General features: G+C 72.5%; 19 protein-coding genes. 13 read left to right on the top strand and 6 right to left on the bottom strand.

Translation table 11 applies throughout. From position 1 onward, the window contains the following. Window positions 1–9 precede the first annotated feature (9 nt). Entirely contained in the window at window positions 10–363 is a 354-nt protein-coding gene (locus WMF46_RS13545) for a response regulator (protein ID WP_437908911.1), read from the top strand. Between the two features lie 27 nt (window positions 364–390). Here WMF46_RS13545 and WMF46_RS13540 read toward each other — a convergent pair whose 3' ends face one another. From WMF46_RS13540 to WMF46_RS13530, 3 genes are all read right to left on the bottom strand, one after another. Continuing rightward, window positions 391–939, bottom strand: a complete 549-nt coding sequence (locus WMF46_RS13540) for a hypothetical protein (RefSeq protein WP_437985998.1) — start codon at window positions 937–939, stop codon at window positions 391–393. A gap of 129 nt (window positions 940–1,068) precedes the next feature. After that, window positions 1,069–4,146 (bottom strand): DEAD/DEAH box helicase, encoded by a 3,078-nt coding sequence (locus WMF46_RS13535; RefSeq protein ID WP_437985997.1) that lies wholly within the window; start codon window positions 4,144–4,146, stop codon window positions 1,069–1,071. 220 nt (window positions 4,147–4,366) lie between these two features. Further along, window positions 4,367–5,152 (bottom strand): hypothetical protein, encoded by a 786-nt coding sequence (locus WMF46_RS13530; RefSeq protein WP_437985996.1) that lies wholly within the window; start codon window positions 5,150–5,152, stop codon window positions 4,367–4,369. 794 nt (window positions 5,153–5,946) lie between these two features. Between WMF46_RS13530 and WMF46_RS13525 the strand changes: the two genes are divergently transcribed. The 7 genes from WMF46_RS13525 (at window position 5,947) to WMF46_RS13495 (ending at window position 14,736) form a co-directional block, all read left to right on the top strand. Then, entirely contained in the window at window positions 5,947–6,882 is a 936-nt protein-coding gene (locus tag WMF46_RS13525) for a hypothetical protein (protein ID WP_437985995.1), read from the top strand. Window positions 6,883–7,435: 553 nt separating this feature from the next. After that, window positions 7,436–7,933, top strand: a complete 498-nt coding sequence (locus WMF46_RS13520; RefSeq protein ID WP_437985994.1) for a hypothetical protein — start codon at window positions 7,436–7,438, stop codon at window positions 7,931–7,933. 86 nt (window positions 7,934–8,019) lie between these two features. Next, complete coding sequence (locus WMF46_RS13515) at window positions 8,020–9,141, top strand: hypothetical protein (RefSeq protein WP_437985993.1); 1,122 nt, start codon at window positions 8,020–8,022, stop codon at window positions 9,139–9,141. A gap of 96 nt (window positions 9,142–9,237) precedes the next feature. Next, window positions 9,238–10,524, top strand: a complete 1,287-nt coding sequence (locus tag WMF46_RS13510; protein WP_437985992.1) for an RNA polymerase sigma factor — start codon at window positions 9,238–9,240, stop codon at window positions 10,522–10,524. Between the two features lie 554 nt (window positions 10,525–11,078). Then, complete coding sequence (locus tag WMF46_RS13505; protein ID WP_437985991.1) at window positions 11,079–11,873, top strand: RNA polymerase sigma factor; 795 nt, start codon at window positions 11,079–11,081, stop codon at window positions 11,871–11,873. Between the two features lie 238 nt (window positions 11,874–12,111). Further along, window positions 12,112–13,179 carry a 3-deoxy-7-phosphoheptulonate synthase gene (locus WMF46_RS13500; RefSeq protein ID WP_437552326.1) on the top strand — a complete coding sequence of 356 codons (1,068 nt, stop codon included), beginning with the start codon at window positions 12,112–12,114 and terminating at the stop codon, window positions 13,177–13,179. A gap of 180 nt (window positions 13,180–13,359) precedes the next feature. Then, window positions 13,360–14,736, top strand: coding sequence for a hemolysin family protein (locus WMF46_RS13495; protein WP_437985990.1), 1,377 nt, complete (start codon window positions 13,360–13,362; stop codon window positions 14,734–14,736). 14 nt (window positions 14,737–14,750) lie between these two features. Here the strand turns inward: WMF46_RS13495 and WMF46_RS13490 are convergent, their stop codons facing one another. Beyond that, entirely contained in the window at window positions 14,751–16,163 is a 1,413-nt protein-coding gene (locus WMF46_RS13490; protein ID WP_437985989.1) for a POT family MFS transporter, read from the bottom strand. A 322-nt stretch (window positions 16,164–16,485) separates the two neighbouring features. On the opposite strand from WMF46_RS13490, the gene WMF46_RS13485 reads away from it, so the two are divergent. Further along, entirely contained in the window at window positions 16,486–18,285 is a 1,800-nt protein-coding gene (locus WMF46_RS13485; protein WP_437985988.1) for an MXAN_6577-like cysteine-rich protein, read from the top strand. A 47-nt stretch (window positions 18,286–18,332) separates the two neighbouring features. Continuing rightward, window positions 18,333–19,289, top strand: a complete 957-nt coding sequence (locus tag WMF46_RS13480) for a YheT family hydrolase (RefSeq protein WP_437985987.1) — start codon at window positions 18,333–18,335, stop codon at window positions 19,287–19,289. Between the two features lie 29 nt (window positions 19,290–19,318). Here WMF46_RS13480 and WMF46_RS13475 read toward each other — a convergent pair whose 3' ends face one another. Next, on the bottom strand, window positions 19,319–20,062 hold the full coding sequence (locus WMF46_RS13475) for a YqjF family protein (protein ID WP_437985986.1): 744 nt from the start codon (window positions 20,060–20,062) through the stop codon (window positions 19,319–19,321). Window positions 20,063–20,168: 106 nt separating this feature from the next. On the opposite strand from WMF46_RS13475, the gene dhaK reads away from it, so the two are divergent. The 3 genes from dhaK to ptsP are packed head-to-tail and all read left to right on the top strand — an operon-like array spanning window position 20,169 to window position 24,307. Continuing rightward, window positions 20,169–21,170 carry a dihydroxyacetone kinase subunit DhaK gene (gene dhaK / locus WMF46_RS13470; protein WP_437985985.1) on the top strand — a complete coding sequence of 334 codons (1,002 nt, stop codon included), beginning with the start codon at window positions 20,169–20,171 and terminating at the stop codon, window positions 21,168–21,170. A 3-nt stretch (window positions 21,171–21,173) separates the two neighbouring features. Next, entirely contained in the window at window positions 21,174–21,833 is a 660-nt protein-coding gene (gene dhaL / locus WMF46_RS13465; RefSeq protein ID WP_437985984.1) for a dihydroxyacetone kinase subunit DhaL, read from the top strand. Continuing rightward, entirely contained in the window at window positions 21,830–24,307 is a 2,478-nt protein-coding gene (gene ptsP / locus WMF46_RS13460) for a phosphoenolpyruvate--protein phosphotransferase (protein WP_437985983.1), read from the top strand. Before dhaL ends, ptsP begins: the two co-directional genes overlap by 4 nt. A 114-nt stretch (window positions 24,308–24,421) precedes the next feature. Here ptsP and WMF46_RS13455 read toward each other — a convergent pair whose 3' ends face one another. Continuing rightward, window positions 24,422–26,071, bottom strand: a complete 1,650-nt coding sequence (locus tag WMF46_RS13455; RefSeq protein WP_437985982.1) for a pentapeptide repeat-containing protein — start codon at window positions 26,069–26,071, stop codon at window positions 24,422–24,424. Window positions 26,072–26,076: the final 5 nt, after the last annotated feature.

Raw genomic sequence — 26,076 nt, 5'->3', positions numbered from 1 at the left:
GCTGACACGATGAAGCACATCCTGTTGGTGGAGGACAACGAGGATATTCAGATCTCGCTCCGCGACGCGCTGGAGGAAGACGGTGCTTACAGCGTCATGACGGCTGGAAACGGAGCGGAGGCGCTCGCGCTGCTCGAGCGCGGCGAGCGGCCGAATATGATGCTCATCGACCTGTTGATGCCCGTCATGGACGGTGTGGAGTTGATCGACCGGATGCGGCGCGACGCGCGGTTCGCGGGCATCCCGGTCGTCGTCCTGTCGGCCGCGTCGATCACGTCCCCGCCGCCCGGAACACCGTTGCTCAGGAAGCCGATCCGCTACGAGGCGCTCCTCGGAGCGGTCCAGAAGGCGTGCGGGTGCTGAGAGCGGTGCGCTCGCGCACAGAGGACGCTACTTGCCGGCGGGCGCGTAGGGGCAGGGAGCGCCGCCTTCTCCGGTCTCGGCGAGGGCGCCCGTCGAAGGATCGATGGTGAGCGCGGTCGGGAACGGGTGAGCGCCCGGCCCCTGCGACCCTTCGGAGACCGAGAGCAGGATCGTCCTGTCGGCGCGCTTGAACGCCCCCTTGCGATGGACGATGCCCGACCAGACGCACGCCACATTCGGCGGGCAGGGAGAGACGCGATCCTCGGCGACGAAGCTGCCGTCTTTCGCGAGGGAGAGCCGGCGCTCGTACCTGCGCGGACCGCACGCGGCGGAGCTCCACGTGCCGAACAGCGCTTCCTCGCCGGGCGCGGTGGTCGCGGTCCGCGCTGTCGTGGCCGGCGCCTGGGTCGTCGCGGTGACCGTGGCCGAAGCTTGCGGCGCGGGCGTGCCCGGCGCCGCGGTGGACAACGGCTCCGCGGGTGATGACGGCTCGGGCGCCGGCTCGCGCGGACCGTTGACGGTGCACGCAGCGAGCGGCGCCAGCAGCGCGGCGAGGGGGAGGATGAACGTTCGCATCACACCCGCTCATCCCATGGCGGCTCAACACGCGCAACGCGTCGACCGCCGGAGGCCGCGGCGATGCGCCCGCCCCGCAAGCGACGACACGGCGGGGAGCGCCGCGCGGAAGGCCGCGATCGACGTGCGCTACCCCAGCAGCGCGAGCAGATCCTCCCGCGTCAGCGAGGCCGCCCTGTCCGCCTCGCCCAGCGCGGCGCCCGCGATCGCGCGCTTCCGCTCCTGCAGCGCGAGGATCCCCTCCTCCACCGTGTCCTTCGCGACGAGCCGGTGGACCATCACCGGCCGGTGCTGTCCGATACGGTGGGCCCGATCCGCCGCCTGATCTTCGACCGCCGGGTTCCACCAGGGATCGAGCAGGAAGACGTGATCCGCCGCGGTCAGGTTCAGGCCGGTGCCGCCCGCCTTGAGCGAGATCAGCATCACCGGCGGGCCGCCCGGCGACTGGAACTCGTTGACCACCCCGGCGCGGTCGCGCGTCCCGCCGTCGAGGCGGCTCCACGGGATCCCCGCCGCGTTGAGGTGCGGCTCGACGAGGTCGAGCAGCGAGGTCCACTGCGAGAACACGAGCGCCTTGTGGCCGTCCGCGACGCACTCCTCGAGCGCCTCGATCAGCCGCGTCACCTTCGAGGAGGGCGTGGTCCGCGCCGCCGGCGCCGCGCCGCCGGCGCTCGATCCCGGGATCAGCGCCGGATGGCAGGCCGCCTGGCGCAGGCGGAGCAGCGCCTCCAGCGCCGCCATGACGCTCGCCCCCTCCGCGAGCTTCTCCACCACGTCCTTGCGGGTGGCCGCGCGCACCGCATCGTAGAGCTCGCGCTCCGCCTCCTCGAGCTCGCAGTAGAGCACCATCTCCGACCGCGGCGGCAGCTCCGGCGCCACCTCGCCCTTCAGCCGCCGCAGCACGAAGGGGCGGATCTTCTGCCGCAGCTCGGCCGCGGCGCCCTGCACGCCCTCGGCGATCGGCCGGCCGTAGCGCTCCTGGAAGGCGCTCCGCCCGCCGAGCAGGCCGCGGTTCGTGAAGTGGAGCAGGCTCCAGAGCTCCTCGAGCCGGTTCTCGACCGGCGTGCCGCTCAGCGCCACGCGCAGCTCGGCGCGGAGCGCGAACGCCGCCCGCGCCGCCTGGCTGTCGGGGTTCTTGATCGCCTGCGCCTCGTCGAGCACCACGGCCTCCCAGGCCTGCGTCGCGAGCAGCTCGGCGTCGTTGCGGAGCACGGCGTAGGTCGTCAGCGTGACGTCGGCCGCAGGATCGAGGGCGCGCCGCGTGCCGTGGTAGATCGCGAACCGGAGGCCCGGGCGGAAGCGCCGGATCTCGTCGGCCCAGTTGTGGACGACGCTGCGCGGGCACACGACGAGCGTCCGCCCGCGCAGCGAGCAGAGCGTCTGCAGCGTCTTGCCGAGCCCCATGTCGTCGGCGAGCACCGCGCCGAGGCCGGCGTCGCGCAGGAACGACAGCCAGTCGACGCCGCGTCGCTGGTAGGGGCGCAGCGTCGCGGTCAGGTCGGAGGGCAGCGGCGCCTCCGGGAGCGACGCGAAGCCGTCGAGCAGCGGCATGAGCTTGTCGAAGCCCGACGGGCGCGGGTACTCGATCTCGTCGCACAGCGCGGCCAGCGCCGGGAGCGCCGCGGGCGGCACCTCCTTGTCTTCGCGCCGCGCCGCGAGCAGATCGGCGACGCGCGCGCCGTACCTGTCGAGCCACTCCGAGGGCAGCGGCGCCCACCCGCCGCCGAGGAGCGGCACGAGCGGCAGGCCGTCCTGCCACGCGCGGATCACGGCCGTCGCGTCCGCGCGCTTCGGGGGCGCGCCGGCGCCGTCGCCCTCGTCGCCCGCGCCGTCGCCGCGCCCCGCCGAGAGCTCGAACTCGACGTCGAAGGCCCGGTCCTGGATGACGAAGCGCGGCACGAGCGCGGCCTTGCCGAAGATCTCGCCGCGCGCGTCGGCGAAGGCGCGGGCGTCCCACGACTCGAGGCGCGACGCGAAGCGGATCGCCTCGACGCCGTCGAAGTCGACCCGGCGGCCCGGGATGAGGTGGAGCTCGTCGCGCAGCCGGACCAGCAACATGCGCTCCGCGGGCTCGTCGCGGACGGGCACGGCGCCGGACAGGTGCACGAGCCGGCCGTTCTCGATGCGCGCCTCCGGCGGGTCGCCGTACACGAGGCTGGGCACGACGGAGAGCGTGTGCTCCTTCTGGCTGAGCTCCAGGAGGATCCGCGGCCGGGACGCGCCGCCCGCGCGGGGCAGGCGCTGGCTCTGGATCGTGACCGGTACGCGCTTGGTCAGCTCCGGGAGGACGTCGGTCACCAGCTTGCCGAGGTCCCCCCGCGGGAACACCCGCCGGAGCGGCAGCCGCTCGAGCTTCGGCCCCGTGAGGTCCATCTCCCGGAGCAGGTGCAGCGTGCCGCCGCACCGCACGACGCCCGACGCGATCACCTCGTCGACGCGCGGGTCCCGCTCCACGACGAGCGCCGCGCCATCGTCGTGATCGCGCACCGCCGCGCGAGGGCCGATCGCCTCGCTCGAGACGCGCACGGGCGCGCCGTCGAGCTCCACGTCCGCGACGCCCGCCAGCGCCGCGAAGAGCTCGGGCTGGCGATCCGAGGGGAAGTAGCCGTGCTGCTTCGTGCCCACGAGGCGGTCGATCGCCAGGTCCTCGTGCGTCGGGTAGAGCTCGGGCAGCCTCGGCCCCGGCCGCTCCGGGCTCGCTGGAGCCCGCACGGCGCGGCCAGCGAGGCTGGCGAGCGAGACCCGGAGCGGCTCCTCGGCGCCGCTCGCGTGCACGATCATCCGCTCGAGCGCGAGCACGAGCCCCTTGCGCCGGAGCCGGTACCGCAGCCGCGCCGGCGGCGCAGCCGCGCCGGTCGCGCCGCCTTGCGCGGCCGGCTGGCCCTGCGCCGCTGGCTGGCCCTGCGCAGCCGGCTGGCCTTGCGCAGCCGGCTGGCCTTGCGCGACCGGTTGCGAGAGCGACAGCGTCGCCGCGACAGCGTGCGCGCAGGGGTCGATTTTTCCACCGCAGTCGCACGTCCACTCGGCGTCCGCTGGGTAGAGGGTGACGGTTGGCGCAACGGGCTGCCCGGCCGCCTTGATGCGGACCACGATGGCATCGCCGCGATCCTCCCGTCCGAAGGCAGCGCCCTCACGGGCGAGCTTGACGCCCTGGGACCAGAGGCCCGGAAGACAGGCTTTCCTGATGGCTTCGAGAAGACCCTGCACTGAGACTCCAGACACCGACGGCTGGCCGCGGTAGCTCACGCGCTCTCCCGGGACCAGCGCCACTTCTTGGGATGTTCACAGAAAGACGAAGATGACGGAAAGAGGTTCAGGCGTCTTCTTCCTCTTCTTCCGCTGCCTCGTCCTCCAGATTCCGGGAGCTTGCCCGGCATGAGCGGGGCGCTGCTGTAGCAGGTATCCGCGCGGCATCACGCGGCGAGCTTCACCGACGCGTCAGGTGCTCGCGGTAGCGCGTCGTGAGCTCCATCCAGCGCAACGTGAGGATCGGCTCGCGCTCGAGCCGATCCTGCCAGCTGCGATCGACGGCTTTCCACAGGTCGCGGTCGGCGATGCCGTGGCGCAGGAGCGCCTGGTCGAACGACGAGGCCGCGCCGATCGACGACTCGGCGCAGAGGACCGCGTACTGCTGAAGGCTGAGCGAGGGCAGCGCGCTCCGCGCGCCCGGAAGGTCGCTCCGCGAGGCGGGCGCAGGGGCCGCAACGCTCGGCGTCGCCACCCCGGACGCGGCCGGCACGGCGCCGCTCGCGTCGAGCTCGCCGGGAGATCGCCGGAGGGTGACCCCCGACCGCGCGTTGCCGCCATCGAGCTCCAGCGGCTCGGCGTCCGACGGGAGCTTGATCGAGGGCAGCGGCAGGGCCCGCGGCACCTCGACGGTCTCGTCGGCCTCGCCCTCCGAGGGGGGGCGTTTTCCGCTCGACATGGGGACGATCACCGACTGCGGCGACGAGGCCGCGCGCCGCGGCGGCGCGGAGGAGGCGCTCCCCCGGCCGCCTCGCCGTGAGCCGGCGCGCTCGCCGTCGGGCGCCGCGAACGACAGCACCGGACCGGCGTCGGTGATCTCCATCTGCAGGATGATCTCACCCGTCCTTCCGCGAACGACGAGCCGATCACCCGCGGGCGTCACCTCCATCTCGTAGCGCCGCCCGGAGGAGAGCGAGACGGTCGCCGAGGGGCTCGGCGCGCCGCTCGCCGCCCCCCGCGAGCCCATCTCTTCCTGAGGACGGAGCCCGCGCTCGCTATCGGGTGGATCCCCACTCATCAGGATCGGAGCCTAACGCAGCAAGCGCACGCCCCGCGAGCGCTTTCGACGCTTTCGGCGCCTGGTTCAAGCGTCTGAGCCCGGTCCCAGTACGCCGCCTGGGGACACGCGGCTCGCCTTCCTGCGATCGGGCGCGGGCACATCCGAGCCAACCGAGCTCCTCCGACGCGACGCGGTGCGCCCGGTCGCCTTGACTCGCGCCCGAGCGCCGCGGCCTGCGCTCGGTCGCGCAGGGTAGCGCAGGAGCGCGCTCGGTCACCCAGGAGTTGGGTCGAGGGTGCACTCCGACACAGAGCGCTTACGTGGCCCGGCGTGTCTTCATTTCACGAGGTGCGTCGCTGCGCTCAAGCCCGGGCTGCGCTGACAAAAATCGCCGCTGTTGGCGTTCTCTTGGAATTCGCCGGCGCTGATCGCAATGCGTCCAGAGAGGTCATTCCTGGTGTATTCCGGCCCATCTTCGCTTGAAACGGTCGCTTCTGTAGTAAAGCGGGCTGCGAGCTCTTCCCGACAGGAGGTCTATGAAGACTACCGTTCTCGCGCTTGCGCTGCTGTTCGCCGTGTGCCTCCCAGGCTGCTCGTTCTACACCAGAGAGACTATCGAAACATGCGACACCGAGTGTGAGAACGTGCCCAACCAGGACGCGTGTCTAGCGGAATGCCGGACGTGCGTGGATCAATGTAACAGCGAGCCCTTCGGGCCCGACCGTTGGGATTGCATAGCGGAATGCCGGACGTGCGCGAAAGTGTGTAGAAACCAGCCCGACCGCGACGCGTGCATCTCGCGTTGCGGCACCTGCAGCGGCGACCAGTGTGTCGAGCCGGCTCCGGAGGGCTTCTATGGCCCAGCGCTGCTCTGGGTCGGCAGGACGGTGGACGAGCCGAACTGCCCCGGCAGCGCCCCGACCAGGGTGTACAGGGGGTACGAGACCGCTGACTTCCCCTTCGCGTGCAGCCCATGTCGGTGCGGCGAGCCAGCCTGCGCCTTGCCCGACGATCTCAGGACGGCCGCCTCGCTGAAGTGCGGTGGCTCGGCGGTCTCGGTGCATGAGCCCCGGGACATGCTGAACGGCACCTGCGTGGTGCCCAGCGACGTCCTTGTGAACGATCATCAATCGATCGTCCTCGGCGCGCCCCGGGTGACGCCTTGCGAAGCCAGCATCGAGCCCCCCCCGGTGCCACAGTTCACCTTGCGGTGGTATCGCTCCGGCGTGGCGTGCGGAGGCATCCCCCAGGAACGCACGTGCGCCTCTCCGTCGAAGACGTGCGTGTCGCCCGATCAGGAACGCGGCTTCGCTCAGTGCATCATGTACCTCGGCGAGGGCGAGGTGACCTGCCCGGAAGATTACCCGGAGGACGTCGTCCTTTACGACGGCATGAGGGACGAACGCCACTGCACGCCGTGTGAGTGCGGCCCTCCGACAGGCAGCGAGTGTTCCCTGGCGCTCCTTTCCTTCCGGGACGGCGCGTGCGGCGAGCTGATCACCGCCGGCACCGCTTCGAGCCATGCCCCGGGCTGCGTCGCCGCCGTGCCCGGGAAAACGCCCAAGAGCATGAAGGCTATCTGGCAGGTCAACCAGCCCGGAAGCTGCGAGCCGAGCGGCGGAGAGCTGCGAGGCGAGATCGTCCTCACCGGTCCGAGCACGTTTTGCTGCCAAACACGTCCAGGCGAGAACGGGTGACGGTCACGCGCCGCGAAGGGCGGCGCAGCGCCGCCCGTGCCACACGATTCGGGCTTCTCCTGAACCACGGTCGGGCTTGACCAGAACCTGCGATGTCAGGCAAAGGCGCCAAGTAGATGGATCCGTGGCATGACGGAAAAATCTCTCGATAGGGAGAAATCGACAAGCCAAAAGGCAATGCGACCCGCGCGCTCGAGAGCGCACACAAAAGCCTTTACGTGCGCTCCAAAGTCAGTATCTACAGGATCACGACGTGGGAGCGGCGACGTCGAGCCGGCCTCCGTCACGCGGCAGAGGTGCACTGTCCTACGGGCGCCGGAGACGTTGAAGAGGGGGGCCACATGGCGGGGTGTTGCGGCCGGACGGGAGACAGCGGCGTGCATCGGGTCGAGGTGTACACTCCGCTCCGTACCGCACCGATCCCGCCCTAGCCGGGACGCCGATGCGACGCGCCGGTTGTGCCGCCGTGCTCGTTGTCTTGATGGCGACGACCCCGGTGCACGCGGATACGCCTCGGTCTGAATCGGGACGGGAGACTCAGGAGGACGACCACATGTTCCGCGGCGAGATCTCCGCGTCACCGCTGCTCGCGGTGGGCCTCCTGCCCGCGCTCGGCGGAGGGGCCTCTTTCGCCACGACGTTCCGCTGGCCCAGCCTGTCGATCGGCGTCGAGGCGCGGATGTTCACCTCCCTGGCGGACACCTTCGCGGACGGCGTGCTGGTCCATGCGAGCCTGGCGATGCCGACGCTCGACATCTGCGGTCATCGCGGGGTCCTGTCGGTGTGCGCCGTCTTCGACGCCGGCGAGCTGCGGATCACGAGCGACCCCGGCGTCAGCATTCAAGCGCGCCAGCCGTGGGTCAGCTCGGTCGGCCTGCGGGTCGCCGGCGACTGGCGCTTCTCCGAGCAGCTGTTCCTGCGCGGGTTCGCCGAGATGCACACGAACCACAGCCGTCCGTCCCTCTGGGTGAACAACAGGGAGGTATGGCGGGTCCCTCCGCTCTCCGGCGTGGTCGGCGTGGGGCTCGTGCTCCCCGTGGATGCCTTCTGAGCGAGTCACCCTGGCCGCCCCCTGGACGGGAATGCGGCCAATGACACCTGGCCTGAACAAGCGGTCACCACGCCGCGATGAGCACCATGTCAGCAGCATCAGCAAGAGACACCGGGGCTGACGCGGCGACGCAGGACCGACCCGGCTCCGCGCATCGGCGATCCCTGGCCGGACTTCGGGCGGGCGGAACCAGCGTCCGAGCGCCGTGGTGGCTCGTCGCTGCGGCCGCGGCCCTGCTGTCGCCCTGGCGCGCCGGCGCCGCGCCGCCCCGCGCCGCAGTGCAGCTCGAGTACCGGCGCGCGCCAGGGGCCGAGCGCTGCCCGGGCGAGGCGCTCCTGCGCGAGGAGATGGCCAGGCAGCTCGGCTATGACCCGGTGGAGCCCGAGGCGGCCGCGCAGGCCAAAGCCCTTGTCTTCCGCGGTCCAGGGAGGGAGATACACGCCACCATGGATCTCTACGACACGGATGGATCCATCGCATGGTCCCGGCACCTGGTCGTCTATCACGACGACTGCAAAGAGCTTGTCATGAACATGGCGCTCTCGCTCCGGGTCGCGCTCGATCCGAGCCTCCACGTGCCGCCCGCCGCGCCCCCACCGCCGCCCTCCCCTGCCCCGCCCCCGCCCGACGCCGCTGCCGCCGCGCCCGCGGGACGGGCGTGGCCCGACGTCAGGGTCGGCCTTGCGGCGTCCGCGGTGTTCGGAACCCTGCAGGAGACGACCGCCGGGACGGCGCTCCATGTCGCGCTCCGCTATCCATCCTTCACCCTCGGCGTGGAAGGCCACGTTCAATTGCCGGTCACGATTCAGCTCGACGAGGCGACGAGCATCTCGACCTGGCTCGTGGCGGCGAACGTGATGCCGTGTTCGCAGCGCCGTCACCTCTTCGCTTGTGCCGTCGCGTCGGTCGGGGTCGTGACCACCTCCAGCACCGACGCCAGGATCATCGACACCTCGTCGCTCTGGCTCGCCACAGGGCCGCGCGCAGGCATCGAGATGCCGATCTCCGATCGGCTCGCCATCCAGTTCTATGGCGACATCGTGCTCCGCCTCTCGGAGTTCCGCGTCGAGAGCCAGGAAGGTGTGCTCTGGACCCCGCCCGCCTACGGCGGGCTCGTGGGCCTCCGCCTGGACGTCAACCTCGATCCGCGGAGCGAGGCGCCTGCGCGTCGCGCTGCCCTCCCTCGGGGTGCCGAGGCAGCGCATTGACAAGCTTCGCGACGACGCCGTCGCCACGCTCGAGGGGGAACAGAGATGGGGTCACAACCACGCAAAAACACATCCGCAGAGCCTTCCCACGCCCGCATGGCGGAGATCGCCGACGAGCACTTCTCGTTCATCGCCCGCTACCTCGCCCGCCTCGGGGTTCGCGCGCAGGACATCGAGGACGTCACCCAGGAGGTCCTCGCCGGCGCCTACCGTGCGCTGCCGCGGTTCGATCCCAGCCGGGGCACCGTGCGGTCGTGGCTCATGGGCATCGCGACCCACCAGGCGTCGAACCATTTCCGACGGGCCCACCGCCGCCACGAGCGCCTCCGGCCGTTCGACGATCTCGCGGCGCTGCCCGACGTCACCCCCGACTCCGAGCAGCACGCCATCGCGAGGGACCGGCGCTGCGTGCTCGACAAGCTGCTCCAGGAGATGCCCATGGAGCGCCGCTGCGTGTTCGTCGCCCATGAGCTCGAGGAGATCGACATGGCCGAGATCGCCCAGCAGCTGTCGATCCCCCTGAGCACCGCGTGGAGCCGGCACCGGCTCGCCTGGGTCGACATCGAGGCGGCGATGCGCCGTTGGCAGGCGCGGCAGCGCGGCCGCGGCCTCGCGCTCATCCCCTTCAGCGCCGGCGCGCTCGTCCAGGAGGCGCGCACGGGAGGCGAGGGCGCGCCGACGTTGCTCACGAGGCTGTACCGCAGAGTCCGCGGGGTGTTCTCTCCGTGGCCATGGAAGCTCCCGATCGAGGGCGGCGCGCCGACGCGGACAGGCTCGCTCCATATCGCAGCGAGCATCGCAGTCCCGCTGGCGAGCGCCGCCGCCGTCATCGCGCTCACCCTCGGCGCGCTGCGCGCCGCCTCGACGCCGGCCGCCGCCGGAACGCGCGCCGCGACCGGGCTCGCCATGGCGGTCATCCGGACGCCGCCGCCCCCGCCCGCGCTGCCGCCGCCGTCCCCGGCCGCGCCATCGCTGCCTTCCCCGGCCGCGGTGCCGCCGTCCCCGGCCGCGCTGCCGCCGCCGCCCGGCGCAGCTGCAGCGGCGGACGCCCCGCAGGACGGCCGGATCGCGGCCGCCGGGAACCCGCGAGCGACAAGCGCGGCGCTGCCCGCGCAGAAGGCCGCGCGCCGTCCGTCGGGCAGAGCGACCTTGCCCCCCGCGGGGCCGTCTGGGGCGTCGAATGACCAGGAGATCGCGGCGGAGCGCACCCTCATCGACGGCGCGATCACGGCGTTGTCGCGCGGTCGCTATGCGGAGGCGAAGCGCCGCCTGATCGAGCACCGGATGAGGTTCCCAGCTGGCCGCCTCACCGCCGAGAGGAACGCTGCGCTGCGCGCGCTCCGCGCGAGAACGGCAGCCGCCGGGCCCCGCCCGCTCCTGTAGAGCGACGGTCACCCGCTTCGGATACGGGCCCACCTCGACGTTTTCGGTGCTCAGCGCACCAGAGTGCGCTTGCGCGCCGAAAACGCCGATCTGGGCCCGTCTCCTGTGCGGGAGACCGCCGCTCTGCTCTCCATGTATCTGCATGGTGCAGAGGTGGGCGGAAACCGCTGTAGCACTGCGCGGATGGCGAGGATTTGAACCGCCGAGGACACCAAGAGACTGGAGCCCTCGCCCCTCTAGACCTCTCGTCCGCCTCTCCTATCGGTACCGCCGGGGCACGGCGAAGCCGAAGCCCGGCCGAGAGCGATTCCCCCGTTCAGTTCCCCACGACTTCAGTGCTGCTCTCCTGCACAGGAGACGCTCCATCCCGACCGCCGCCGACTACTGCTCTCCTGCACAGGAGACGCTCCATCCCGAGCGCCGCCGAGCGCTGCTCTCCCGTCCTTGGCGCTCGGGGGCGAGATGCAGTGGATCGCGCGCGCACAGAAGATCATTTTTCAGAGCCGATGGCTTTTTTTTGAGATGGGAGATCAGGTCCTCCTAATTAAGCGAGCATGGGACAACCGCATCGCACTCTCGCACCGTCGATGCCGCTGGATAGACAGCGGGCCTTCGTCCGGCTCTTTCGGGGGAAGACCTACGACTCCGTATGGAATTGGCTTAGGCGGCTCGGGGTCCCACGCCGTGATCGGCGAGACATTCTCCAGGATGTGTTCCTCGCCGGATACCAGAGCTTCCCATCGTACGATCCGCTCCGCGCGCGACCGGAGCGGTGGCTCAACAGGATCACGGTCCACGTGGCCGCCCACTACCGCGACCGCGCGCACCACCGGCGCGAAGAGCTGTCCTCCGGCCACGCCCCGCGCCGCGTCGCCGACGAGCGCCCGAACGCCGAGGAGCAGATCGACGCAGAGCAGACGCGCTCCCTCATCCTCTCGCGGCTCAGGTCGCTGCAGGCCGAGGAGCAGCAGATCCTCATCGCGCACGACATCGAAGGCGTGCCGATGGCGACGGTCGCCGAACAACACGGGATCCCGCTGTCGACGGCGTACAAGTGGCGCACGCGCGCGCTCGCGTCGCTGCGCGCGCTGCTCGAGGAGCCCCGCGCAGAGCGCAGGCAGCAACGACCGCCGCGACCGACGGCGAGCGACGTCACCGAGGCGGCGCGCTCGGCGAGCGCCGCACGCTCGGCGAACCCCCCACGCCGGACGGCGCAGGCAGAGCGACCCGTCCGCTCGACCACAGCGGGCACGAAGCGGCCGGCGGCGCCCTGCCGCGCGCAGCCGAAGGGCGCCCCGTTCCTGCGGCGACCGGGCGGGGAGCGGGCGCACTCGCCAGCGCGCTTATGACCGACGGAGGCCGCCAGCGCGTTCGGGCGAGCGCTCGCCCGAACGCCAGCGTCAGCCCGGATCCGACGGCCCCCCATGACCCGATAGCCCGCCCGCGCCTGCGAGACAAATCTTCAGGCCGATCGCAAGCCGCACGGGATACGCGAGTACGGGGCGCCGTACGCCGCCCGGAAAGCTCCTCCGGCCCACGCGCGGGTAGTCGGGGCGTACGTCGTCGCGCTATGCTGGAGCCTCAACGATGTACTACTCGACCGACGACCTTCGTATTGCAGGGCTCAGGCCCTTGATCCCCCCCGCGATCCTTATCGAAGAGATCCCCGTCAGCCCCGCGGCCTCCGAGACCGTGGCCTTCACGCGCAAGGCCGCCGAGCGCGTGATCTCGGGCGACGACGACCGGATCATCGTGGTGGTGGGCCCCTGCTCCATCCACGACCCCAAGGCCGCCCTGGAGTACGCCGCGCAGCTCCGGGAGGCGCGCGACCGGCTGAGCGATGATCTGCTCGTGGTCATGCGCGTGTACTTCGAGAAACCGCGCACCACGGTCGGCTGGAAGGGGCTGATCAACGATCCCGATCTCGACGGGAGCTTCTCGATCAACAAGGGGCTCCGCGTCGCCCGCGGGCTGCTCCGCGACATCGCCGAGCTCGGGCTCGCGAGCGCGACCGAGTTCCTGGACACGATCTCGCCGCAGTTCATCGCGGATTTCATCTCCTGGGGCGCGATCGGCGCGCGCACGACCGAGAGCCAGATCCACCGCGAGCTCGCCTCCGGGCTCTCGTGCCCCGTCGGCTTCAAGAACAGCACCGAGGGCGACGTCCAGATCGCGGTCGACGCCGTGCGGGCCGCGCGCGAGGCGCACCATTTCCTTTCCGTGACGAAGCAGGGGATCTCGGCGATCGTGGCGACGCGCGGCAACGCGTCGTGTCACGTGATCCTGCGCGGCTCGCAGCGCGGGCCCAACTACGCGGCCGAGCACGTCCGCGAGGCGGCCGACCGCCTGACCAAGGCAGGCCTGCCGCGCCGGCTGATGGTCGACTGTAGCCACGGCAACAGCCAGAAGGATCCGGCGCGCCAGAGGATCGTGGCCGAGAGCCTGGCCGACCAGCTGCGCTCGGGCTCGCGGGACATCCTCGGCGTGATGATCGAGAGCCACCTCGTGGGAGGCCGGCAGGATCTCGCGCCGGGCAAGCTCCCCACCTACGGCCAGAGCATCACCGACGCCTGCCTCGGGTGGAACGACACCGTTCCGGTGCTCGAGCTGCTCGCGCAGGCGGTGCGGGACCGGCGAGCCAGCAAGGCGGCGTGAGCCCTCCGCGCAGCGCCTGCGGCCGTGCGTGACGGCGCGGCGGCCGCCGCGCGTGGCGGATCCCTTCAGAAAATTTCATCATAAGCGCAATTCACGGCCCGCGGCACGCTGCAGCCACGGCCGCCTGGGTTTCGTGCGCCGCGTGGCCGGCGCCGCTGCCGTCCGGGCGAGCGACACGCTATGCCTGCACCCGGGAACGCCGCGGAGGGAGCCGCCATTCTCTCGGAAATCCTCATCATCCTGGCCCTCGTGCTCGTGAACGGCGTCTTCTCGGGCGCCGAGATCGCGATCGTCACGGTCCGCAAGACGCGGCTCGACCAGCTCGTCCAGTCGGGGAGCCGCCGGGCGTGGGCGGTGAAGCGCTTGCGGGGCAACCCGGAGCGCTTCCTCGCCACCGTGCAGATCGGCATCACCGTCGTCGGCGCGACCGCGAGCGCCTTCGGCGGGTCGACCCTTGCGAAGGACCTCGCGCCGGTCCTCCGCGCGGTGCCGTGGGTCGGGGACGCGGCGGACGAGCTCGCGTTCGCCGCGGTGGTCGCGCTCGTCTCCTTCCTGTCGCTCGTCCTCGGCGAGCTCGTCCCGAAGTCGCTCGCGCTCCGCGCCTCCGAGCGGTACGCGATGCTCGTCGGCCCGCCGCTCCGCGGGCTCTCGTCGCTCGCCCGCCCGCTCGTCTGGCTGCTCACCGCCAGCTCCAACCTGGTGCTGAGGCTCTTCGGCGACCGCACGAACTTCGTCGAGGCGCGCCTCTCCCCGGAGGAGATCCAGCAGATCGTCGACGAGGCCGCCGAGGCGGGCTCGGTCGACAAGCGCGCCGGCGAGATCGCGTCCCGCGCCATCGATTTCGGCTGGCTCACCGCGCTCCAGGTGATGCTCCCTCGCGGCCGCGTCGTGGCGCTCCCGCGCGACGCGGCCGCCCCGGAGGTGCAGCGCGCCGTGCTGGAGCACGGCCACACACGGATGCCGGTCTACGAGGGGTCGAACGACAACGTGATCGGCTACGTCACGATGCCGGAGGTGCTCGCGCTCCTGTGGGGCGACGGGCAGTTCTCGCTGGAGAGCATCCTGCGCCCGGCGTACTTCGTTGTCGGGTCGATGCCGGCCGTCGATCTCCTCGCCGAGCTGAAGCGGCGCCGGCTCCAGCTCGCCGTCGTCGTGGACGAGCAGGGCGGCATGATCGGCATCATCACGATGGAGGACCTCGTCGAGGAGCTCGTCGGCGAGATCTTCGCCGAGAACGAGGCGCACCCGCCCCACGCAGAGACGATCCGGCGCGAGCCGGACGGGTCGGCGCTCGTGCCCGGCGACATGCCGGTCCACGAGGTCAGCCGGCAGCTCGCGATCGCGCTGCCGGACGACGTCCGCTGGTCGACGGTCGCGGGGCTCTGCCTTGGGCTCGCCCGGCGCATCCCCGCGCCCGGCGACGTCGTGACGACCCCGGACGGGGCGGAGCTCCACATCGTCGACGCGAGCCCGCGGCAGATCCGCACGGTGCGGGTCCGCATCCCGCCCGCGCATCCGAACGAGCCCGAGGACGAGGAGCGGCGCGGCGAGGGCTGAACCGGCGCGACGCGTCAGGACGCAGCGGCGGGCGCGCCCGGGGGCCTCCGCTGGAAATAGTCGACAACCACGTAGCGCCGGGCGAGGAGGCCGAAGACGACGGCCGCGATCAGGATGAGCGCCGCGAAGAAGAGGTATTGAAGCGCGCCCGTGAACACGTTGAGCGCCGCCACCCCGGCGGTGATCAGGTTGCCGACCGTCACGGTGAGGTTCCAGAAGCTCATGATGGTGCTCTTCATCTCCCGCGGCGCCTGGGAGTAGGCGAACTCGAGGCCCGTGGTGGACACCAGCACCTCGGCGAGCGTGATGAGCAGGTACGGCCCGGCCTGCCAGAGCACGCTCGGGCGCTCACCCGAGGTCATGGCGAGCTCGATGGCGGCGACCGCCACGAACGAGAGCCCCGCGATCGCCATGCCGGCCGTCATGCGGCCGAGCGCCGTGAGGCGGACGCCGCGCCGCTCGAGGGCGGGGTAGAGGATCATCGTGTTGAAGGGGATGATCAGCATCACGAGGAGGGGGTTCAGCGCCATGAGCTGCGACGGAGCGAGCTTGTGGCCGAGCACCTCGAGATCCATGCGGGTCGCCTGGACGATCCAGGTCGACCCCTTCTGGTCGAACAGCGCCCAGAACACCGGGATGGGGGCGAAGATCGTCATCACCCGCAGGACGGCCTTGGCGCCGTCGATCGCGCCCTCGGGGTGCCTGCCGAGCGCGGCGTCGAGGAAGTGGCCGCGCGCGGCGCTGCCACGCGCGTCGCGCCCCACCCGGACAGCGTCCCAGAGGACGCGGAGGAACGAGTGGGGGTTCTTGCCCGTCGGCGGCACGTGCACATACCGGTCGCGCCCTATCCAGAACACGAGCGTCGCGATGAACATGAGCGCGCCCGGGATCCCGAAAGCCACCCTCGGCCCCCACCACTCCAGCGTCTTCGGGATCAGCGCCGACGCGAAGAACGAGCCGAAGTTGATGATCCAGTAGAAGAGGGCGAACACGCTCTTGACGAGGTGCTTGTTCTCCTCGGAGAACTGGTCACCGACGTGCGCCGAGACGCAGGGCTTGATGCCGCCCGAGCCGAGCGCGATGAGCGCGAGCCCCGCGTAGAAGCCGGCCGGACGGCTCTCGAAGACCGCGAGGCACGCGTGCCCCGCGCAATAGACGAGCGAGAGCCAGAGGATCGTCCGATACTTCCCGAGGAAGCGGTCGGACAGGAATCCCCCGAGGAGCGGGAAGAAATAGCAGGCGCTCACGAACAGGTGGTAATTGGCCTTGGCCACATGCTCGTGGATCAGCATGTAGTTGATCATGAAGAACGTTAAGATGTTCTTCATCCCGTAAAAGCTGAAGCGCTCGCACCCCTCGTTTCCGATGATGTACTTGATCTGAGGGGGAAATCGGTCGGTGCTAGTGCTAGGAGCGGTTTGCGTCATGGCAGGCCCTCGCGCGCGCCATCCCTCCGTAGACCGCCTCCCGCGCCAGGGCAATCCGCGCTGCCTCCCTCCCCTCCGGAGAGCGCCGGCGCGGGCTGGCCTGGCCACGCGCGGCTTAGGCCAGCCCGAGCAGCGCACCCTGTGGTCAAGGTGTGCGACGGTGGCAAAACGGCGCGCGCACGCGCCGACGCAGATGACGATCGACGATCCACGCGCGGGATTCAGGCTGCAAGCATTGACATCCTGGAAGGCCATCGTCGTATCCTCCCGGTAGCTCCGCGTTACGACCCCCGTCGTCGGCGACTCTGCCGAGGGAAGGTTCATGGAAAAGCTCAAATCGCGCTTCAGGCTCGCGCCGACGTATACCCTGCTCTGGCTCGCTGCGGCGGCGCTCGCCTCCGTGGCATCGTGTTCGGACGGCGGCCCCAGCACGCGCGCGTGCGTCGCGCCGGAGACGGAGTGCGACGGCATCTGTATCAACACGGGCACGAGCACGAGCCACTGCGGCGCGTGCGGCACGGCGTGCGACAGCGATCAGACCTGCCGCGACGGCGAGTGCGTGGCCGTGGCCGCGTGCGACGACGGCCTCGCGTCGTGCGGCGACAGCTGCGTCGACACCCAGAGCGACGAGGCGAACTGCGGCCGCTGTAACAACGCCTGCGACGAGGGGCAGACCTGCGAGGCCGGCGAGTGCCAGGACGAGGGCGGCTGCCCCGCGGGGCGCACCGAGTGCGGCGGCACGTGCGTCGACGTCGCGTCCGATCCGGGCAACTGCGGCGAGTGCGGCGTCGCCTGCACGGACGGCCAGACCTGCGAGTCCGGCGAGTGCCAGGACGGCGAATGCTCGGAGGGGCTCACCGACTGCGACGGCGCCTGCGTCAACCTCCAGAACGACGCCGGGAATTGCGGCGAGTGCGGCACCGCGTGCACGGACGACCAGACGTGCGTCGCCGGCGAATGCCAGGACGGCTGCGGCTCCGGGCTCACGGCCTGCAACGGCGTCGAGGTCTGCGTCGACCTCCAGACCAGCGCCGATCACTGCGGCGAGTGCGGCGCCGCGTGCAACGACTCGCAGGTCTGCCAGTCCGGGGCGTGCGCGTGCACGGTGAGCCCGGGCAACGATCTCGGCAGCGCCGTGCCGCAGATCGTCAACGGCACGACCGCGGGCCAGGCGAACACGTATTCCCCGACGTGCTCCGCCGCGAGTTCGGGCGAGCGCATCTACTCGTTCACCGCCGCGACCGCGGGCGTCTACTCGTTCGACAGCACGAACTCCGGCTACAGCGTCGTCCTCGCCCTCCTCGACGCGACGGGCTGCTCCGAGCTCGCGTGCAGCGCCGACCCGAGCGCGGTCATCACGGCCGACCTCGCCACGGGCCAGACCGTCTACATCGTGGTCGACGGCGCGGAGGGCCAGGCGGGCACCTTCGAGCTGAGCGTGACGCGGGCGAGCGCGCCGAGCTGCCCGGCGGGGACCCTCGCCTCGTCGGTGCCGCAGACGATCACCGGCAGCACGATCGGCCGACCCAACAGCGTGCGGCCGACCGTGACGACGGCCTGCCGCCAATCGAGCAGCCCCGACGCGGGATACGCGTTCACGGCGCCGGTCGCCGGCGACTACACCTTCGACACGTTCGGATCGGCGTTCGACACGATGCTCCACGTGCACGACGCGACCTGCAGGGGGGCTCAGCTCGCGTGCAACGACGACACGGACGTCGAGCAGTCAGAGGTCACGGTGACGCTCGCGGCGGGTCAGACCGTCGTGGTCGTGGTGGACGGCTCGACCGACACCAGCGACGGCGCGTTCACGCTCCACGTGAAGCGGGCCGTCCCGCCGCCGGTATGCGACGGCTCGGGCACCTGCGGCGACGGCAGCTCGGGGTGCACCCAGTGCGCGCTCGAGACCAGCTGCGCCGACGAGCTCTCGGCGTGCACGGACAGCATCCCGTGCATGGAGTACGTGAGCTGCTTCCGTACGTGCGACACGGACGCCTGCAAGGCGGCCTGCAGGACGGCAGACGCGGCCAGCGCGGCCCTCTACGAAGCGATACTCCAGTGCGCCCACTGCGACGTGTGCCGGAACGATTGCAGCGGCTCGTCGGAGGTCGAGTGTCGCTGAGCGAGCGGGTGAAATAGAAACGCTGCGTCACCCGTGTTACGAACGGGATGATGCAGCGCATCCTCCACGGCCACTTCTGGACGGTCGCTCCCTGGCTCAAGCATCAGATTCGCGCCCCGCGGCTCGCTCCGTCTTCCCCCTTCTCGGTCCACGTCGATGAGACTCCTGCCGGGCCCGTCCGGTTGCTCGGCAGGATCCGCCACCGAGAAGGCGCGGGCTCGATCCTCGTCGTCGTCCACGGGCTCGGCGGCACGAGCGAGAGTTATTATGTGGTCGAGGCCGCCCTGAGGGCCGAGCGCGCCGGGCTCGCCTGCCTGCGCATCAACCTGCGCGGCGCCGGGGGCGACGGAGACGACATCTACCACGCTGGCCTGTTCTCCGATCTCCACGCCGCCATCACCTCCCCCGAGCTCGACCGGTACGAGCGCGTGCTCGTCCTCGGCTACTCGCTGGGCGGGCATATCGCCCTCCGTTACGCGGCGTCGGGCTCGCTCGACGGGCGCGTCCACGCCGTGGCGGCCGTCTGCCCGCCGCTCGACCTGGAGCGAGCCGTGGCCGCCATCGATCAGCCCGAACGGTGGGTTTACCGCAGGCACGTGATGGCCGGGCTGAAGGAGATGTACACCGCCGTGGCCTCGCGCCGCGCCGTGCCCGTGCCCCTCGACGAGGCGCTCGCCATTCGCACGATCCGCGAATGGGACCGGCGCATCATGACGCGACGCTTCGGCTACCAGAGCGCGGAGGCCTACTACGCGAGCGAGAGCGCCGCCCCGCGCCTCCGCGACATCGCCGTCCCATCGCTGATCGTCGCGGCGGAGGCCGACCCGATGGTGCCGCTCGACACGGTGCGGCCGGCGATCGAGGCCTGCCCGCGCTCGCCGCTGCTCGACGTGCAGTGGCTCCGGCACGGCGGGCACGTGGGCTTCCCGCGGACGCTGAGCCTCGGGTTCGGGGCGGCGCCCGGCCTCGAGTCCCAGGTCATCCACTGGCTCACGAGGCATTAACGCGCGGGCGCGGCCGCGGCGCGGCGGCGTCACCCGCGCGGCGCGGCGGGCGTCAGCGCGTAGACGTCGACGTCCACGCCCGGGCTATAGAGCACGTGCGGCGCCCCCGCCGGGGCGGGCAGGCCGGCCGCGGCGACGACGCTCTCCTCGACGTGGGTCACCTCGGCCCGGCGGAGCGGATAGGGCGCATGGTGCACCTGCCCGATCCTGAGCGCGCCGCCGCTCGCGGCGAACAGCAGGTAACGCTCGGCCAGGAAGTGCTCGAAGGTCCCCGGCGCCGCGGCCCCGCCGTCGATCGCCGCGCCGACGCGATAGCGCGCCTCGAAGCGCGCAGGCACGGGGCCCGGCCAGCGCCGCTCGCTGCGGTAACGGACCTCCCCGTCCCTCGATTCGAGATCCATCGAGGCGTGGTGATAGGGCAGGTGCCAGCCGACCCGGGCCGCGACGACCGCGATCGCCTTGGCCGCGTCCAGGCTGAAGAACCAGACGCCCGGCGCTCGCCCCTCCTGGTGAACGTAGGTGCGGACGTTGAGCTCGTGGAAGTTCGAGATCCCGGGCACGCTCGGCGACCACCAGGGGCTGACGTCGCGCATGGTGAAGGCGACGACGCCGACGTAGGCCCTGCCCTCGAAGGTGTCGAGTTCGAGCGCAGGCGGCACGACGGCGCGCAGCGCGGCGATCGGCGTCTCCCAGTGCAGGAAGAGCAGCTCTCTCCAGCGCTGGAAGCCTGCCGGACGGCCAGGGGGGCGGAGCGTGGGGGCGATTCGATCCACGGCGACCTCATCATAGGACGGCGCGATCAGAAGATCTCCTCTCGCGGCGGGCAATGGCATGGGGATATCCTGCGCGCGGGCCGAACGGGTACGGAGCGGAGGCAGGATGAAGAAGCTCATCAATGCGCCGGACGATCTCGTCGATGAGGCGCTCGAGGGGATGGCGCTCGCGCACGCCGAGCTCCTCCGGGTGAACGCCGCGCCGCGCTTCGTCACGCGCGCGGAGGCGAAGGGCAAGGGCAAGGTCGCGCTCCTCTCCGGCGGCGGCAGCGGGCACGAGCCGCTGCACGCCGGGTTCGTCGGACGCGGCATGCTCGACGCCGCCTGCCCCGGCGCCGTCTTCACGAGCCCGACGCCCGACCAGATCTTCGAAGCGACGCGGGCAGTCGACGGCGACGCCGGCGTGCTCCACATCATCAAGAACTACACCGGTGACGTGATGAACTTCGAGATGGCCGCCGAGCTCGCGCGCGAGGCGGGAATCCCGGTGGAAGGCGTGCTCGTGAACGACGACGTGGCGGTCGAGGATAGCCTGTACACGGCCGGACGGCGCGGCGTGGGGACGACCGTCCTCGTCGAGAAGATCTGCGGCGGCGCCGCCGAGGCGGGCCGCCCGCTCGAGGAGGTGGCGGCGCTCGGCCGACGGGTCAACGCGCGCGGCCGCAGCATGGGGGTCGCGCTCTCCGCCTGCACGGTGCCGCACGCCGGCAAGCCGTCGTTCGAGCTCGGCCCGGGGGAGATGGAGGTCGGCATCGGCATCCACGGTGAGCCCGGCCGGCGGCGGGCCAAGCTGGAGCCGGCCGACCGGGTGGCCGAGATCCTGATGCAGCCGATCCTCGACGACCTGCCGTTCGAGCCGGGCGACGACGTGCTGTTGTTCGTCAACGGCATGGGCGGGACGCCGCTCCTCGAGCTCTACGTCCTGTACCGCAAGGCGCGCGCGATCGCGCAGGGCCGCGGCCTCAAGGTCGCGCGCAGCCTCGTGGGGTCGTACATCACGTCGCTCGAGATGGCCGGCGCGTCGGCGACCCTGCTCAAGCTCGACGACGAGATGCTCCGCTGGTGGGACGCGCCGGTGCACACGCCGGCGCTGCGCTGGGGGACCTGAGCCATGGACGCCTTGAACGGCGCGCACATCGCCGCGTGGATCGAGCGCGCGGCCGACGTCATGGAGCGCGAGAAGGTGCTCCTGACCGAGCTCGACGCGGCGATCGGCGACAGCGACCACGGCACCAACATGGCGCGCGGCTTCACGGCGGTGCGCGGCCGGCTCGGCGATCTCGATCACGGCGACGTCGGCGCGCTGCTGAAGGGCGTCGGGATGATCTTGCTGTCGACCGTCGGCGGGGCGAGCGGCCCGCTCTACGGCACGCTGTTCCGCGACGCGGGCCAGCGGGCGACCGGCGCGGCGGCGCTGGACCTCGCGGCCCTGGCCGGGTGCCTCGAGGCGGGCCTCGACGGCGTGAAGCGGCGAGGCAAGGCGTCGCCCGGCGACAAGACGATGGTCGACGCGCTCTCCCCTGCGGTCGACGCGCTCAAGGCCGCGCTGAGCGCGCCGGCGCCCACGGGCGACCCGGCGCGCTCCCCGCTCATGAACGGGCTCGCTCGCGCCGCCGAGGCGGCGCAGGCCGGCGCGCTCGCGACCGTGCCGCTCATCGCTCGCAAGGGCCGGGCGAGCTACCTCGGTGAGCGCAGCGCTGGGCACCAGGACCCCGGCGCCACGTCGTGTTCGCTCTTGCTGCGGAGCCTGGCCGCGACGGCAGGCGTATGAGCGGGGCGGCGGGCCGCGTCGGGCTCGTCCTGGTCTCGCACAGCCGCGTGCTCGCCGAGGCCACCGAGGCGCTGGCCCGCCAGATGATCGGCGAGGCGGTCGCCATCGCGTGCGCGGCGGGCGCGGGCGACGGCGGCGCGGAGCTCGGCACCGACGCGACCGCGATCGCCGCGGCGATCGAGCGCGTCTGCGGGCCGGCCGGCGCCGTCGTGCTGATGGACATCGGCGGCGCGATCCTGAGCGCCGAGACGGCGCTCGAGCTCATCGATCCGGCCATCGCCGCGCGCACGCGCCTCTCCGGCGGGCCGATCGTGGAAGGGGCGGTCGCGGCGGCGGTGCGGGCTGCAGCGGGCGGCACGCTCGATCAGGTCGCCGCGGAGGCGCGGCAGGCGCTCGTGCCGAAGGCCGAGCAGCTCGGCGAGGCGGAGCGCCCCGCGGCGGCGGTGGCGGCGACCGATGCGGCCGCTGCGGCGGCGGTGGCCGCCACCGATGCGGCCGCGCCGGCCGCGGCGGTCGAGCTCGCGATCGCCGATCCGGGCGGCCTGCACGCCCGCCCTGCCGCGCGGCTCATCACGCGCGCGGTGGCCTTCGACGCGGCGATCACCCTGGAGAACGTGACGACCGCGCGCGGTCCGGTGCCGGCCTCGAGCCTGATCGCGCTCGCGTCCCTCGGGGCGCGCCGGGGCGACGTGCTGCGCTTGCGCGCGACCGGGCGGCAGGCGGCCGAGGCGGTCGAGGCGCTCGCTGCGCTCCTGCAGCGCGACGCGCCGGCGGCCGCTCCTACGGCGCCCCCCGCGTCGTGCCACGCGATCCCCGTCGCGCCCGGCGTCGCGCTCGGCCCCATGGTCCGGCTGGTGCGGTCGATGCCGGAGGTCCCCGAGACCACGGTCGACGACCCTGCGGCCGAGGCCGAGCGGCTGCGGCGGGCGCTCGTTCTGGCGGCGCAGGACCTCGGCACCGCGCTGCGCGGCACCGACATCCTCGACGCCCATCAGGCGCTCCTCTGCGATCCGGCGCTCGTCGACGAGGCGATCGCCCGGATCGAACGGGAGCGCTGCAACGCCGCCTGGGCCTTCCGCCAGGCGATCCACGCGGCGGCCGCGATCTACCGGCGGCTCGACGATCCGTACCTGCGGGCGCGCGAGGCCGACGTCCACGACGTGGGCGACGCCGTGGTGCGCGCCCTGCTCGGCGGCGCCGCGGCGGTGCTGCCCGACGGGCCGCCGGCCGTCGTCGTGGCCGAGGACCTCACGCCGTCGGAGGCCGCGCGGCTCGATACGAGGCGGGTGCTCGGCGTCATCGACCGGCGCGGCGGTCCCACCTCGCACGCGGCCATCCTGCTGCGGAGCGCCGGCATCCCCGCGGTCGCCGGGGCCGCGGCGCTGGTGCCGGACGCGGGCGGCGCGCGAGCCGGCCTCGACGGCGCGACCGGCGAGGTGTGGCTCGACCCGGATCCCGAGACCACGATCGAGATCGAGCGGCGACAGGCGGCCCTCCGCGCGTCACGGCGGCCGCCAGGCGCCAGGGACGGCCGGTTGCGCCTCGCCTGCGGCCGTGAGGTCGAGCTCTGGGCGAACGTGGCTGGCCCCGCGGACGCGCGCGCCGCGCGCGAGGCTGGCGCCCTCGGGATCGGGCTCCTGCGCACCGAGATGCTGTTCCTGGACCGCGTGGACGAGCCTGGCGAGGACGAGCAGGCGGAGCTGCTCGCGGAGATCTTCGCGGCGTTCGCCGGCGCTCCGATCGTGGTCCGTACGCTCGACGCCGGCGGGGACAAGGCGCTGCCGTACCTCGAGCTCGACGCCGAGGCGAACCCCAGCCTGGGCGTCCGCGGCGTCCGCCTCTCCCTCGCGCGGCCGGCGCTGCTCGAGGCGCAGCTCCGCGCGATCCTGGTCGCGGGGCGCGGCCATGACATCCGGGTGCTTGTCCCGATGGTCTCGACCGCCGCGGAGGTGAGCGCCGTGCGCGCCGCGCTGGAGCGCGCGCACGCGACGCTCGCGGCGACGGGCGCGGCGCACCGCTGGCCCGTGGCCACGGGCATCATGGTCGAGGTGCCGTCGGCGGCGCTCATGGCGGAGCGCCTCGCGCGCCAGGCCGACTTCTTCAGCATCGGGACCAACGATCTGACGCAGCACACGCTGGCGGCCGAGCGCGGTCACCCGCGGCTGCACGCGCTCGCGGATCCGGCGCACCCGGCCGTGCTGCGGCTCGTGCGCGGGGTGGTGGAGGCGGGGCACGCCGCGAAGCGGCCGGTCTCGGTGTGCGGCGAGGCCGCCGGCGATCCCGGTGTCGCGCCGCTCCTCGTCGGGCTCGGGATCACGCGCCTCAGCATGTGCGCCTCCGCGTTCGACGCGGTGGAGGACGCGCTCGCCGGCGCCTCGTTCGCCGATCTCGCCGCCGTCGCCGAGGAGGCGCTCGCGGTCGACGACGCGGCGGCGGCACGCGCAGCCCGCGCGGCGGCGCGGCGTCCGGGCTGACGACGGTGCGGTGACGGGGCGGGCGGGCGCCTGGCCAGGGACCGCCAGACGTCTGGCCAGTCCGGCGCCCGACCTCCCGAGCGATCCGGCCCGCGAACGTCGATGCGCCGCTCGCTACAGCGCCCCCGCCGGCGCGGCGCCCTCGTGCGCAGAGCGCGCGGTGGTGTCGCCCGAGGGCTGATTTGCCCGCACCGGGTGTCCGAGCAGGCACACGCCTTCTTCGGGCAGCTCCGTCGCCGCATCGCACACCGCGAGCTCCCAGCCGGTCGCCTGTTCGGCGTCGGTCCCGGTGAGGTCTGCACCTCGGAGGTTGGCAGCGGTCAGATCGGCGGTCCCGAAGGTCGACTCCATCAGCGCGGCGCCCGAGAGGTCCGCCCCGGCGAGGCGCGCATTCCGGAAGCTGCTCTGGCCGAGATCGGCGCGGGAGAGATCGAGTCCCGACAGATCCAGCCCGTCGAAGCTGCGGTGACCGCTCCGCGCGAGGAGGCGTACGGCCGTGGACCGTTGCGCGGCGTCGCCCGAGACGAGCGTGGCGCGCAGCCGGAAGACCGCGAGGCGCGACGGATCGAGGCCGTAGACGAGCGTCGCGGCGAACGCGGCGAGCACGAGGCGGGCGCCCAGGGAGCGCGGGGCGTTGCGCTCGGCGCCGACGAGAGGCAGCGCGAACGTCAAAAGCGCCGCGCCCAGCGCGCTGCCGGCGTGCGCTGCCAGGAGGAGGCCGCGCGGAGGGATCTTCGCCAGGGCGACGGCGGCCGCGAGGACGAGGAGCAATGCGCCGCCGGCGAGCGCGAGGCGCAGCTCGGTCGACCTCGCGAGCTGGGACGCGTCCGGCGCCCTCCGAGGGCCACCGGACACGGCGGCGCGGCGGACCGCCTGAGCCTCGCGCTCACCGGCAGCGCGGCGCGAGGCGCTGATCGCCACGCCCTGGCGGGGACCGTCGGTCGCGGGGGGCATCCGCTGCGACTCGGGTATCCGCTGCGACTCGGGTGGCGCCGAGACCCGTTGCGATGACCACGCTGCCTCCATCCGCCGCGAGTCCGGCGCCGCCTCCACCCGCCGCGAGTCCGGCGCCGCCTCCATCCGCCGCGAGTCCGGCGCCGCCTCCACCCGCCGCGAGTCCGGCGCCGCCTCCACCCGCCGCGAGTCCGGCGCCGCCTCCACCCGCCGCGAGTCCGGCGCCGCCTCCACCCGCCGCGAGTCCGGCGCCGCCTCCATCTGCCGCGAGTCCGGCGCCGCGGGGCGACGGCTCCGCGCTGCGCTCTCGGGGACCGCGTCGGCGCTCGCGAGGGCGTCGCGCAGCGGCGAAGGGAACGACGCGACGTCGTCGAAGGACGCGCCCGCGCTCGCCAGCGCCAGGATGGCCTCCTCGTCGAAGCCGGAGCGCGCGCACGCCGACGGATCGACGCGCGCGCCAACGAGCGACCCCGCCGAGGAGAACGAGCGCGGGAGCTTGGCCCCGCGCAGATCCGCGGCCGCGAGCAGCGCCCCGCCGAGCAGCGCCCCCGAGAGATCGGCCCAGCGCAGGTCGGCCCCGGTGAGGTCGGCGTTGACGAGCGACGCGGCGTCGAGCCGCGCCCCCCCGAGGTTCGCGCCGGTGAGCTTGGCCCCGTCGAGGCGCGCGCCCGCGAGGTTCGCGCCCTGGAGGTCGGCGCAGCGCAGGTGCGCGGCCGCGAGGTCCGCGCCGGGGAGCTCGATGGCGGTGCTCTCGCCGCCGCGGCGCGACGAGAGGGCACCGAAGAGCGTGTGGAGAGCTGCGGTGTCCATGGCGG

It is taken from the genome of Sorangium sp. So ce117 (assembly GCF_051524395.1).
Taxonomy (GTDB): domain Bacteria; phylum Myxococcota_A; class Polyangia; order Polyangiales; family Polyangiaceae; genus Sorangium; species Sorangium cellulosum_B.
Note: the sequence above shows the minus strand (reverse complement) of the source record. Positions and strands in the feature narration are given on the sequence as shown.

What these genes read in the sequence shown, in the direction of transcription:
- WMF46_RS13545 (WP_437908911.1), top strand. Translation starts at nt 10, where the DNA reads ATGAAGCACATCCTGTTGGTGGAGGACAACGAGGATATTCAGATCTCG.
- WMF46_RS13540 (WP_437985998.1), bottom strand. Translation starts at nt 939, where the DNA reads ATGCGAACGTTCATCCTCCCCCTCGCCGCGCTGCTGGCGCCGCTCGCT.
- WMF46_RS13530 (WP_437985996.1), bottom strand. Translation starts at nt 5,152, where the DNA reads ATGGGCTCGCGGGGGGCGGCGAGCGGCGCGCCGAGCCCCTCGGCGACC.
- WMF46_RS13520 (WP_437985994.1), top strand. Translation starts at nt 7,436, where the DNA reads ATGTTCCGCGGCGAGATCTCCGCGTCACCGCTGCTCGCGGTGGGCCTC.
- WMF46_RS13515 (WP_437985993.1), top strand. Translation starts at nt 8,020, where the DNA reads ATGTCAGCAGCATCAGCAAGAGACACCGGGGCTGACGCGGCGACGCAG.
- WMF46_RS13510 (WP_437985992.1), top strand. Translation starts at nt 9,238, where the DNA reads ATGGCGGAGATCGCCGACGAGCACTTCTCGTTCATCGCCCGCTACCTC.
- WMF46_RS13505 (WP_437985991.1), top strand. Translation starts at nt 11,079, where the DNA reads ATGGGACAACCGCATCGCACTCTCGCACCGTCGATGCCGCTGGATAGA.
- WMF46_RS13500 (WP_437552326.1), top strand. Translation starts at nt 12,112, where the DNA reads ATGTACTACTCGACCGACGACCTTCGTATTGCAGGGCTCAGGCCCTTG.
- WMF46_RS13495 (WP_437985990.1), top strand. Translation starts at nt 13,360, where the DNA reads ATGCCTGCACCCGGGAACGCCGCGGAGGGAGCCGCCATTCTCTCGGAA.
- WMF46_RS13490 (WP_437985989.1), bottom strand. Translation starts at nt 16,163, where the DNA reads ATGACGCAAACCGCTCCTAGCACTAGCACCGACCGATTTCCCCCTCAG.
- WMF46_RS13485 (WP_437985988.1), top strand. Translation starts at nt 16,486, where the DNA reads ATGGAAAAGCTCAAATCGCGCTTCAGGCTCGCGCCGACGTATACCCTG.
- WMF46_RS13480 (WP_437985987.1), top strand. Translation starts at nt 18,333, where the DNA reads ATGATGCAGCGCATCCTCCACGGCCACTTCTGGACGGTCGCTCCCTGG.
- dhaK (WP_437985985.1), top strand. Translation starts at nt 20,169, where the DNA reads ATGAAGAAGCTCATCAATGCGCCGGACGATCTCGTCGATGAGGCGCTC.
- dhaL (WP_437985984.1), top strand. Translation starts at nt 21,174, where the DNA reads ATGGACGCCTTGAACGGCGCGCACATCGCCGCGTGGATCGAGCGCGCG.
- ptsP (WP_437985983.1), top strand. Translation starts at nt 21,830, where the DNA reads ATGAGCGGGGCGGCGGGCCGCGTCGGGCTCGTCCTGGTCTCGCACAGC.
- WMF46_RS13455 (WP_437985982.1), bottom strand. Translation starts at nt 26,071, where the DNA reads ATGGACACCGCAGCTCTCCACACGCTCTTCGGTGCCCTCTCGTCGCGC.